The 12,046-nt window shown below is 68.1% G+C and carries 5 protein-coding genes; 3 read left to right on the plus strand and 2 right to left on the minus strand.

The window, feature by feature from the left end:
- Positions 1-7: 7 nt before the first annotated feature.
- The 3 genes from ACEN9N_RS15155 to ACEN9N_RS15165 all read left to right on the plus strand — a co-directional run bounded on the left by ACEN9N_RS15155 (position 8) and on the right by ACEN9N_RS15165 (position 4,762).
- Complete coding sequence (locus tag ACEN9N_RS15155) at positions 8-844, plus strand: formyltransferase family protein (protein WP_413314498.1); 837 nt, start codon at positions 8-10, stop codon at positions 842-844.
- A 66-nt stretch (positions 845-910) separates the two neighbouring features.
- Positions 911-2,212, plus strand: coding sequence for a lysine N(6)-hydroxylase/L-ornithine N(5)-oxygenase family protein (locus ACEN9N_RS15160; RefSeq protein ID WP_495653898.1), 1,302 nt, complete (start codon positions 911-913; stop codon positions 2,210-2,212).
- 168 nt (positions 2,213-2,380) lie between these two features.
- Positions 2,381-4,762: a TonB-dependent siderophore receptor gene (locus tag ACEN9N_RS15165; RefSeq protein ID WP_495653899.1), complete on the plus strand. Its 2,382-nt coding sequence runs from the start codon at positions 2,381-2,383 to the stop codon at positions 4,760-4,762.
- Between the two features lie 57 nt (positions 4,763-4,819).
- On the opposite strand, the gene ACEN9N_RS15170 is transcribed toward ACEN9N_RS15165, so the two are convergent.
- Together ACEN9N_RS15170 and ACEN9N_RS15175 are read right to left on the minus strand one after the other, a co-directional pair.
- Positions 4,820-8,896 carry an amino acid adenylation domain-containing protein gene (locus ACEN9N_RS15170; protein ID WP_495653900.1) on the minus strand — a complete coding sequence of 1,359 codons (4,077 nt, stop codon included), beginning with the start codon at positions 8,894-8,896 and terminating at the stop codon, positions 4,820-4,822.
- Positions 8,896-12,045, minus strand: a complete 3,150-nt coding sequence (locus ACEN9N_RS15175; protein WP_495653901.1) for a non-ribosomal peptide synthetase — start codon at positions 12,043-12,045, stop codon at positions 8,896-8,898. The genes ACEN9N_RS15170 and ACEN9N_RS15175 overlap by 1 nt, the downstream gene beginning before the upstream one ends.
- Position 12,046 lies beyond the last annotated feature (1 nt).

Genomic DNA, 12,046 nt, shown 5'->3' on the forward strand with positions numbered 1-12,046 from the left:
CATCACCATGTCCAAGGCAAGACTCGTCTACATCATGTCCCTGAGGAATGCGGCAGCCGACCAGGCCGGCCAGTACATCGACTACAAGGGCGGGCAGCGCTACATGAAGTCGCCGCTGGAGTACCTGGCCGGGGCACTCGACCGCACACCGCTGGGCGATGCCTACTCGCTGGAGGCCGTGTTGTTCGACGACGACGAGGGCTCGCCGCGCGACCGCGAGGTGCTGCAGGCGTACGGCTTCGGCTTCGATCCCGCCCGCCGCTGGATCCACCCGGGCGAGCTGCAGGTGCAGGGCCGCCGCGTCAACGACATGTTCCACAACGTGCCCTCGACCTACCGGCGGCTGCCGCTGGACGCGGCCGCCGAACGCGCCGCCGGCAAGAAGGAGTTCGAGCAGCGCCTGCTCGAACGGCTGCACGCGCTGGAGGCCGACCTCGTGGTGCTCGACGGCCTGCTGGTGATCCTCGACCGGCTGGCCCGGCCGGAAAGCCCGTTCTTCCGCCGGATCGTGAACATCCACCCGGGCATCACGCGGCTGGAGTCGCCCTTCGAGCGCCGCGGCGCCTGGGCCACGCTGGACGCGCTGTATGGCGCCCGCGGCCAGCGGGTGGTCGACTGGCAAACGCGCGAGACGGTCGCGGTCGAGCCGGTGCGCAAGACCGGCGCCTCCTTCCATTACGTGGACACCGGCATCGACTCGGGCGAAGTCATCTTCGACGTGCTGGGCACCGACATCGACCCCGAGGACACCATCCTCGAGCTGCGCTGGAACAACTTCAACCACAGCCTCTTTCCCGCGCTCCACCAGGGCCTGGCCCTGATGGCCGAGACGGTGGACGCGTGAACATCGCGCGCCCGCCGAGCGTCCTGTCTTCTTTCACACCGCCCTCCACCACAGGAGTTGATTTCAATGCCACACGTCCATGATCTGGTCGGGATCGGGTTCGGCCCGTCCAACGTCGCCCTGGCCATCGCACTCGAGGAAAAGCGCCACGCCGGCCGGCCGTTCGACACGCTCTTCATCGAGAAGCAGCTGAGCTTCGCCTGGCATCCGCACATGCTGCTGGACCAGGCGCACATGCAGATCTCCTTCATGAAGGACCTGGCGACGCTGCGCAACCCGACCAGCCGCTTCACCTTCATCAACTACCTGCACGAGAAAGGCCGGCTGACCGACTTCGTCAACCTGAAGAGCTTCTTCCCCAGCCGGCACGAGTTCAACGACTACCTCTCGTGGGCCGCCGAACAGTTCGAGGACGCCTGCGCCTACGGCGAGGAAGTGTTCGAGGTGCTGCCCGAGGAAAGGGGCGGCGAGGTGGAGCTGCTGCGCGTGCGCTCGCGCAACCACGCGGGCAAGCTGGTCGAGCGGCTCGCGCGCAACCTCGTGGTCGGCATCGGCGGCGCGGCGAACATCCCCGACGGCTTCCGCGCGCTGCGCAGCGACCCGCGCGTCTTCCATTCGAGCAGCTACCTGCAGGACATCGCGCAGCTGCCGGATGCGCGCCGCATCGCCGTGGTAGGCGCGGGACAGAGCGCGGCCGAGATCTTCATGGACCTGCAGGGCCGCCCCGGCGCGCCGCAGGTCGACCTCATCACGCGTGCCCGCTCGATCCGCCCGGCGGACGACAGCCCCTTCGTGAACGAGATCTTCAACGCCGAGTTCACCGACTACACCTTCAGCCGCTCGGAGGAAGAGCGCGCCGCGCTGCTCGACGAGTTCTGGCACACCAACTACGCGGTGGCCGACCTGGAGTTGATCCAGCAGATCTACAAGGCCTTCTACCAGCAGCGAGTGACCGGTGGCAACCGCCTGCGCTTCCTGCGCCGGCACGACATCCGCAGCGCCACGGCCGACGGCCAGGGCGTGCACCTCGTGCTGTGGGACCAGAACGCCCAGCGCGAGCACACGGTGCGCTACGACGCCGTGGTGCTCGCCACCGGCTATGTGCGCGAGCACCACAAGGCGCTGCTCGCGCCGCTGGCGGGCTACCTCGGCGACTACACGGTCGACCGCCACTACCGCGTGCAGGCCGCGCCCGGCTTCCGTCCGGCCATCTACCTGCAGGGCGCCTGCGAGGACTCGCACGGCCTGAGCGATACCCTGCTGTCGGTCACCTCGGTGCGTACCGGTGAAATCGGCAGCGCCCTGCTGGCCGCGCCGGCCGGCACGCCGCTCCACCTGAGGCCGGAACCCGAGGCGGTCCAGACCTGAATCTCGGGGTCGCCGGACCGCGACGGCGAAAAAAGTCTTAGGACATGGTGTCTCTGTTTGATGAGTTCGAACGTCTTACTCATAGATGCGCCAGAGACCGGAAATCGGGCCGGCCCCCGCACCTGAATGTGAATGCGTCGTAATTCAAAAAACTGGAGTTGTTCTGCCATGCGTCCCCTGCCTCGCCAACATCTGCTGAACGCCGCGCTTGCCGCGGCGTTCGGTTCCGTTCTCACCGTCTGGGCCCCTGTAGCTTCAGCACAGGCTTCCGGCCAGGCCGCGGCACAGGTGTTCGAGGTGAAGGTGCCATCGCAGGCGCTCGGCGCGGCGCTCAACGAGTTCTCGCGCCAGACCGGCGTGCAGGTATTCGCCGCCGGCGAAGTGGTCGCAGGCACCAGCTCGCACGCCGTGGAAGGCAAGCTCACGGTCGACCAGGCCCTGCGCCAGATGCTCGCGGGCACTTCACTGGAAGCCACGCGCACCGCCAGCGGCGGCCTCGCCATCCGCCGCGCCGCCGACGCTCCCAACTCGCAGGGCACCCTGCCTGCGGTGCAGGTGGTGGCCAACGCCGAGGAATCGCCCACCGGCCCGGTTTCCGGCTATGCGGCCCGCCGCAGCAGCACGGCCACCAAGACCGACACGCCGCTCATCGAGGTGCCGCAGTCGATCTCCGTCATCGGCCGCGAGGAAATGGATGCGCGCGGCGTACAGGACGTCATGGAGGCCATCCGCTACACGCCGGGCGTCACGACGAACACCTACGGCCCCGACAACCGCGGCTGGGAATACATCCTGCTGCGGGGCTTCAGCACCTCTTCCAACGGTGTCTACAGGGACGGGCTCGCGCAGCCGGCGTTCGGCCCCACCTACTACCTGACCGAGCCCTACGCGCTGGAGCGCGTGGAGGTATTGCGCGGCCCTTCGTCGATGGTGTTCGGCCAGGGAGACGCCGGTGGCATCGTCAACCGCGTGAGCAAGCAGCCGACCGGCGAGCGGATCCGCGAGATCGAAGTGCAGTACGGCAGCTACCAGCGCAAGCAACTGGCATTCGACCTCGGCGACAGGATCGGCAACACCGACCTGAGCTATCGCGTGGTCGGGGTGGGCCTCGACAGCAACGACCAGGACAAGTATCCCGACGGCCGCAAGCTGAACCGCACACGCAGCTACATTGCGCCGTCGGTGCGCTGGCAACCCAATTCGACGACCTCGCTGACCGTCTTCGGGGAGTTTCTCAAGAACAACACGGCCGAAGACCCGTACTACCTCACCCAGGACTACGTTCTCTATCCGGTGAAGGTGGGCGACTACAGCTTCGGCCGGCTCAAGCAGTCGCAGAGCGCCATCGGCTACCGTTTCGAAACGGCCCTGAACGACACCTGGACGCTGCGCCAGAACTTCCGCTACAGCCAGATCGCCCTGGACAGGCGAGCAGTCTGGGCCGGCTCGCTCGGAAACGACAGACACACGCTCTCCCGCGTTGCCAGGACCTGGAACGACCCCGTGGACCTGGCCACGCTGGACACCAGCGTGCAGGGCAAGCTGCAGTACGGCTCCGTCCAGCACACGGTGCTGCTGGGCGTCGACTACAGCGACCAGAAAGGCAAGCAGCGGCGCTTCCGCGGCGCGGCGCCGACCCTGGACATCTGGGCGCCCGTCTACGGCCAGGCCGTGGCGATGCCCACCATCCCGATGACCGACCTGGCCCAATCGACGCGCCAGACCGGCTTCTACGCCCAGGACCAGATCAAGTTCGGCGACAACTGGATCGTCACGCTCGGGGGCCGCCACGACGAAGTGCGCCAGCTCACCGACAACTACCTGGCCAGGAGCCATACCCGGCGATCGGACAGTGCGTTCAGTGGCCGGGCAGGCATCAGCTACCTGTTCGGCAACGGCTGGGCTCCCTACATGAGCTACACCACGTCCTTCCTGCCCAACAGCGGCGTCGACGCGAACAACCAACCCTTCAAGCCCAGCAGCGGCAAGCAGGTCGAGGTCGGCGTCAAGTTCCAGCCCGCGGGCTCGCGCACCTCGTATACCGCGGCAGTCTTCGACCTGCGCAAGACCAACGTGGTCACCTACGACCCGACGACCTCCGAGGGGCGCCAGATCGGCAAGCAGCGCTCCCGCGGCCTCGAGCTGGAAGCCAAGGGCGAGCTCGCACCGGGCCTGAACATCTCCGCCGCCTACACCTGGCTGGACATGAAGGTGCTCTACAGCGCCGATGCGGACGAAATCGGCAAGATCCCGCCGCTCGTGCCCAAGCAGACCGCCTCGGTGTGGCTCGACTACACCATGGGCAACGGCCTGGGGTTCGGCGGTGGCGTGCGCTACATCGGCAAGCGCCAGAACGACGAGCACAACACCACGTACGAACGCGGCGTGACGCTCCTCGATGCGGCCGCGCACTACGAACGCGGCCCGTGGCGCTTCGCGCTCAACATCTCCAACCTGGCGAACAAGCAGTACAACTCGATCTGCTACCACGGACAGTGCTACCAGGGCACTCTCCGCACGGCGACCCTGACCGCCCGGTACAAGTTCTGATCCGATGCCTCTCCCCCGCGTGAAAGCGGGGGAGGCTTCGTCATCTTTCGCTCGCCATCATCGGCGCGCGTCTGCCGTCTCCCTGGCCCTGGCCCTCGCCTGCGCATCGCGCATGGCCGCATGCAGATGGCTCAGCAGCGCAGCGTTGCGCACGATGCCCTGATGGTCGGCATTCACCTCGAGCGAAACCTGCGCCTTGCCGCCGAACTGCGACAGGAGCGCGTTCTTCTGCGCAACCGCCCGTCCCTTCTTCCACCAAAAATGCGGCGCCACCTTCACGCGCGGGAATGCGGCGATCTTTTGCGTGATCGCGTTCATGCGCCGGGTGGCGACGATCCCCTGGAAGATGTCGCCCGGCTTCATGCCCATGCCAGCCGCCGCCACGATTTCCTCGACGGCGTCGCGCACGGTCTCGTCGGAGCCCGAGCGGATCGGCTCGAAGCTGTCGAGCATCGCGTTGACGGCCTCGTGGCCCATGCCGCCGCTCGCGGTGTCCAGGACGAAATCCCGGAAGTCCTGGTACCAGCCGTGCGGATCGAAGCTCTCGTCCAGCAGAAAGCTGTCGACCATGCCGAGGAAGGCGACGTCCACGCCCTGCTGTTCCAGCAGGCTGGCGACATGCACCGCGACAACTGCGCCCAATGACCAGCCGACGATGCCCACGGGCCCCTGCGGCTGCGTCCTGCGGATGACATCGGCGTAGTACCGGGCCATCTGCTCGATGGAATCCAGCCCGGCGACGTCATCCGCGTAGCTCAGGCCGTAGACGGCACGCGAGTCTTCCAGGTGGCGCGCCATCGGCCGGTAGTCGATCGGATGGCGCAGCGCGGGCGGCACGCAGAACAGCGGCATCGCATCCGCCGGCCCGGCATACGCGTTCAGCAACTGGACAGGCTGCGGCGGCGCGCCCATGTCCAGCTGCGCGACCAACCTGGCGATCGTCTGCTTCTCGAGCAGATCCTGCAGGGAGATCTGCACGCTCAGAACACGGGACTTGTTGATCCTGGCCAGCAGCCTGAGCGCGACGAGTGAATCGCCGCCGAGCTCGAAGAAGTTGTCGTTGCGCCCCGCGCGCGGGACACCCAGCACCTGAGCCCAGATCGCCGCCAGTGCCGCTTCGAGCACGCCCTGCGCGCCCTCCTGAGGCTGCTCGTCGCACGTCTGTACACGGCCGAACTCGGGCGCCGGCAGGGCCTTGCGGTCCACCTTGCCGTTCGTGTTCAGCGGCAGTGCGTCGAGCACCACCAGCGCGGCGGGCACCATGTAGTCGGGCAGCGCCTGGCCGAGCTTCTGCCGAAGCTGTGCCGTGTCGATGTCCTGCCCCGACACGTAACCCACGAGCCGCGTGCCCGTCGGGCCTTCGTTGGCGATGACCACCGCCTCTCGCACCTCCCGTTGTGCCAGCAACTGCGCCTCGATCTCCCCGAGCTCGATGCGGAAGCCCCGCACCTTCACCTGGTGGTCGATGCGACCCAGGTACTCCAATTGGCCTTCCGCGCTCCAACGCACGAGGTCGCCTGTGCGGTACAGGCGCTGTCCGCCTTCTGCCGCAATGAAGCGCTCGGCCGTCAGGCCTTCGCGGTTCAGGTAGCCGCGCGCCAGCCCGGCGCCCGAGACATACAGCTCGCCCGCCACGCCCACCGGCACCGGGTTGAGTTGCCCATCGAGTACGCGCATCCCCAGGTCGGGGATGGCGATGCCCACGGGACTGCGCTGCAGGCCCAGGTCCTTGGCGGTGATCCGCCGGTAGGTCACATGCACCGTGGTCTCGGTGATGCCGTACATGTTGATCAGTTGCGGACTGTCATCGCCATGGTGCTCGATCCACTGGCGCAGGCGCTGCGGGTCGAGCGCTTCGCCGCCGAAGATCACCACGCGCAGGGACAAATGCTCTTGGTAGGCCTGCGGCAGGCTGGTCAGCTGGCCGAAGGCCGAAGGCGTCTGGTTGAGTACCGTGATGCGCTCCCTGCTCAACAACTGCAGGAAGTCCTCGGGCGAGCGGCTGACCCAGAACGGCACGACCACCAGCTTGCCCCCGGTGCACAGGGCCCCGAAGATCTCCCACACGGAGAAGTCGAAGGCGTAGGAGTGGAACATCGTCCACACGTCCTCGGGGCCGAAGCCGAACCAGGCATCGGTGGCATCGAGCAGCCGTGTCACGTTGCGGTGGCACAGCTGTGCGCCCTTGGGACGGCCGGTGGAGCCGGAGGTGTAGATGACGTAGGCGAGGTTCTCGCCGTGCAGGTCGATATCGGGGTTGGTGTCGGGTTCCGCACTAACGTCGAGGGTGTCGAGCGCCAGCACCTGCAGCGCCTCGATGCCCGGCATCTGCAGGTGGCTCTGCGTGAGCAGCAGCGCGATGCCGCTGTCGCGGACCATGTACGTCAGCCGATCTGCGGGGTACTCCGGGTCCAGCGGAACATAGGCGCCGCCGGCCTTCAGGATCGCCAGGATGCCCACCACCATCTCGATGGAACGCTCCACCGCGATGCCCACCTTCGTCTCGGGCTTCACGCCCAGGGCGATCAGCCGGTGTGCAAGGCGGTTGGCCTGTGTGTTGAGTTCGCCGTAGCTCAGCGTTTGCTCGCCGAAGCACAGCGCGGATGCTTCGGGCCGTGCGCGCACTTGCCGTTCGATCAGCCGATGGATCGGCTCGCCCGCCTCGGCTGCCTGCCTGCAAGCACCCCAAGAGGCCAGTTGCGCACGCTCCGCATCGCTCGAAAGATCGATCTCCGAAAAGACCTGGTCCGGATCGACCGTCAACGTCTCGAGCAGGCGCACATACCAGCCCGCCAGCCGCGCCACGGTGGCCTCCCCAAAAAGATCGGTGTTGTATTCGATCTGCGCGTACGCACGCGTCGGTTCGATGAAGAAATCCAGCGACAGGTCGAACTTGGCGCTCGCGTTGCCGCCCCCGATCTGCTCCGCGCGCACGCCGCCGAACGCGAGGTCGGCAACGCTGTCGCTCATCTGCACGCCGAACATTGCCTGGAACAACGGGTTGCGCGACGCGTCGCGCTTTTCGTTCCGGCCGGCCAGCAGCGCATTGAGGGGAAGGTCCGCATGCTCCAGTGCGGACAGCGAATCGCGCCGCACCCGGCGGCAGATTTCGCGCAACGTCGCGCGCGGCTCGAGCCGCGCCCGGAACACCTGGGTCGTGACGAAGAACCCCACCAGATCGCGCACCTCGTCGCGATGGCGGCCGGCATTGGCCACGCCGACGGCAAAGTCGTTCTGGCCGCCGTACCGGCCCAGCAGCATCTGCCACGCCGCGAGCAGGACCACGAAGGGCGTGCATTTCTCCGTGCGGCAGAACTTCTGCAACGCCACCGCCAGCGCCGGCTCCAGCGCGAAGCGATGCACCGCACCGTCGAAGGTCTGCCGCGCAGGGCGCGCCGCGTCGAGCGGCAGCTCCAGCGGTGGCACATCGGCACCCAGGTGGGTGTTCCAGTAGTCCAGTTGCTTCGCCAGGCCCTCGCCCTGCAGGCGCTCGCGCTGCCACAGCGCGTAGTCGGCGTACTGGGCCGGCAAGGCCGGCAGCCGCACGGCCGCACCCGCAGCCAATGCCAGGCGGTAGGCCGAAGTGAGGTCCGCAGCGAGGATGGGGTTGGACCACGCATCCGACACGATGTGATGCAGGCAGACCGTCAGCACATGCTCCTGGCCCGACAGCCGGATCAGCCTGGCCACCAATGCAGGCGCGGCGTCCAGGTCGAACACATGCAGGGCCGTCTCGCCCGTCAGCGCATCGACACGCGCCTGCCGCGCGGCCCCGGACTCCAGGGACAGATCGAACCGCTCTAGCATGAACCTCACGTCCCGCACCATCTGCTGCATGGGAACGCCGTCTTTCTCGAAGAAGCGGGTGCGCAGGATGCCGTGGCGATCGATCACGGCCTGGAACGCGCGCTCGAGCGCATCCGCGTCCAGCGGGCCGTGCAGGCGGAACGTCCGCGGCAGGTTGTAGGCCGTCAGCCCCGGCTCCAGGCGCTGCAGGAACCACAGCTGCTCCTGCGCAGGGGACAACGGCACCTCGTCGCCGTCCGACACGCGGCGGAGGATTTCGTCGTCGTCGTCGTCATCCGCCCATCTGTCCTCCGCTGAAATCCGCCGCGCCGCATTGCTGCTGTTCATCACTGTTCCATCCTGTATGCCGAAACCGATCCTTCGTTCTCCATCGTGCGAAGCGCCGCTGCGAGCGTGGCGACGCTGGGATGGTCGAACACCAGCCCTGGCGCGATGTCGATCCGCAGCTGCTTGCGGATGCGCGCCACAAGCTTGATCACGAGCAGCGAGTGCCCTCCCAGCTCGAAGAAGTCGTCTTCCACGCCGATGGCGTCGCGCTGGAGCAGGCTTGCCATGCACTCGGCCAGCACCGATTCGAGCGCGTCGCGCGGTGCCGCCGCCACCGGCTTGCGGTTATCGCTGCGTGCCGCGGACAGCAGCGACTGCCGGTCGATCTTTCCGTTCGGCAGCCTCGCGAACTCCGCGACGAAGATACAGCGCGCAGGCACCATGTGCGCGGGCAGCAGCGTGCCCAGCCGCCCCGTCAGCGCCGAGCGGCCGGCCTCCGACGCGAGCGCCCCGTCACCCACGACGAAAGCCCGGAGTTCGGCGTCGCCTCCACCGCCCGGTACCGCCAGCACCACGGCCTGTCGCACGCCGGGCTGCGACAGCAACACCGCCTCCACCTCGGCCGGCTCGACGCGAAAGCCCCGGATCTTGATCTGGTCGTCCGCCCGCCCCGCCAGGCGGATGCCGCCTTCGGGCAGCACGCAGGCCAGGTCGCCCGTGCGGTAGAGCTCTTGCCCCGGCTCGAATGGATCGGCCACGAAAGCGCCTTCCACCTCCCGGTTCAGGTAGCCGCGGCACAGCTGCGCGCCGCCGACATACACCGCCCCCAGCGCGCCGCTCGGCACCATGCGCAAGGCTTCGTCCAGCACATGGACGCGGTTGTTCGCCAGCACGCGCGACAGCGGCAGCACCGGGGATGCGGCCTCGCCCGCCGATACGCGGTGCACCATCACGCCCACCGTCGTTTCCGTGGGGCCGTAGTGGTTGTAGATCGCGGTATCCGGTGCAAGCCTGACGATGCGCTCGATGAGCGAGCGCGGTGCAGCCTCGCCGCCCAGCACCAGCGTGCCGGGCAGCTTCGGCGCCTCGTCCTCGAGCAGGGCCTCCAGGTGGGAGGGCACCATCTTGAGCGCGTCGATCCGGCGTTCGCGCATGAAGCCGGCGAAGGCGCGCGCATCCTTCACGTCGCCCGCTCTCGCCACGACGAGGCAGGCACCGTTGTGGAACGCACCGAAGAGCGCGGTGTTGCCCAGGTCCGCGACGACGGAGCTTGTGAGCGCCCAGCGGCGGCAGCGAGCCAGGTCCATGGCCGATGACACCGCAGCCACGTAGTTGAGCAACTGCCCCTGCCCGATCACCACGCCCTTGGGCGTCCCCGTCGAACCCGAGGTGTAGAGCACATAAGCCAGATCCTGCATCGCGGGTTGGCATGCCGGTGCGCTGTCGGCAACACCGTCGAGGTTCATGTCGTCCAGCGATGCCTGCCGCCACGGCGCATCGCCAGCCGAAGGCACGCCTGCGGCATGGAGCACGAGCGACGGCACGGCGTCTTCCAGCACGGCCTGGCGGCGCGCGGCGGGCCACTCGGGGTCCAGCGGCAGGTAGCCCGCCCCGATGCGCCAGCTCGCCAGCATCGCCACCAGCAGATCGGCCGATCGCGGAAGGTTGAGCGCTACCAGCGTTCCAGCCGCGGCGCCCCGGGCCTGCAGCCAATGCGCCATCCGGTTGATTCGCGCATCGAATTCGCGATAGCTCAGCAGCACATCGCCAGCCTCCAGCGCGGGCGCGTCCGGCGTCATCCGCGCCCAGCGGGCGACCTGCCCGGCCAGCGTGAGGCTTCCGAAATCGGCCGCCGCACCGCGCGCTGCCAGCAGCAGCAATTGGCGCTCGCGCTCACAGACCAGCGCGAGGCTGCCGACCGGCGCGCGCGGCTGCGCCACGGCATCCTCGAGCAAAGTCTGGTACTGCCACAGCAGCCGCTCCACGGCCTGGGGCGAATAGCGCGACACATCCGCATGCACGGACAACGTGAAAGCCTGCCCGGCCCGGCCGACCTGCATGGCCAGTTCGAAACAAGGCAGCGGACCGGGCGCGGTGTCCACGCGCCAGGCCACGGCACCGTGCGAGCGCACCGGTATCTCGTCGAAGCCGAAGCCCACGCCGAGGTGCGCAGAGATCGGCGGCGCATCGATCGCCCAGTACTCCTGGGCCTCGGCGTGCGCCTCGAGCGTTTCGCCCAGGCGTGCGATCCAGTCGGAGAAGCGCTCGTCGGGCGCGATGTCCACGACCACGGGCAGGATCTTCTCGAAGACGCCCACCGCTCCCCGCATCACTTCGTAGTCGTGCCGGCAATCGTTCTGCCAGCCGGCGACGAAAGGCCTGTGGCCGGTCAGCCGGGCCACGAGCAGCCACCACACGGCCTGCAGGAACAGGTCGGTGCCGCACCCGAGCTGCCCGGCCGCTTCCTGCGTGCGGGCGGCAAGCGCCGCATCGAGAGGAAGAGAGAGGCTGGTGCGCGCCGGCGACGCGACCTCGCGTACCCCGTCCATCCGGGTGTTCAGGCGCGGTGCCTGCAGCACATCGGCGCGATCGATGCAAGCCTGCCAGTAGCCGCGCCCGTCGGCGGCCTCCTCGCCGCTGTCGAGGTCCTGGCGCCATTCGACGAACTGCGTGTACTGGAAAACCTCGTCCGCATCGAGGGCCTGCCCCGTGAGGTAAGCCGTTGCAATCTGATCCAGCAGGCCGTGCAGGCTGCCCTTGTCCGCGGCGAACACGCTGGCAACCAGCACGAGCTTGTGCCGTGTTTCGCCGAGCCGGGCAATGCCGACGCGCAGCGGCGCGCCGCTCGCGACATCCAGCGGCTCCTGCGTGCGCGCGGCGATCCAGTCGGCCAGCGCGGTCGCGATGTCGGCATTGCCGCGAAGGTCGATCCTTTGCCAGCGCAGCGCAGCCGCCGCATCCAGGGCCTGTTGCCTGAGACCCCGGAAGCCGGGAACCTGCAACACCGCCGAGCGCAAGGCCACATGGGCCTGCACGATCGAGCGGGCCGCGGCCTCGAGGCGCGTCGCGTCGAGCTCGCCGTCGAGGTCGGCCTGCAGCACGAGCTTGGGCTCGCCGGGAGCGGCCTGCTCCCCATGCTGCGCCCGGATGGCACGTTGCTCAGGACTGAGCGGCAGCGAGGAAGTCGTGGTTTCGAGAATGGCAGCCATG

This window comes from Variovorax sp. Varisp46 (assembly GCF_059491885.1).

Coding starts and splice junctions, on each gene's coding strand:
- ACEN9N_RS15155 (WP_413314498.1), top strand. CDS start 8: ATGTCCAAGGCAAGACTCGTCTACATCATGTCCCTGAGGAATGCGGCA.
- ACEN9N_RS15160 (WP_495653898.1), top strand. CDS start 911: ATGCCACACGTCCATGATCTGGTCGGGATCGGGTTCGGCCCGTCCAAC.
- ACEN9N_RS15165 (WP_495653899.1), top strand. CDS start 2,381: ATGCGTCCCCTGCCTCGCCAACATCTGCTGAACGCCGCGCTTGCCGCG.
- ACEN9N_RS15170 (WP_495653900.1), bottom strand. CDS start 8,896: ATGAACAGCAGCAATGCGGCGCGGCGGATTTCAGCGGAGGACAGATGG.
- ACEN9N_RS15175 (WP_495653901.1), bottom strand. CDS start 12,045: ATGGCTGCCATTCTCGAAACCACGACTTCCTCGCTGCCGCTCAGTCCT.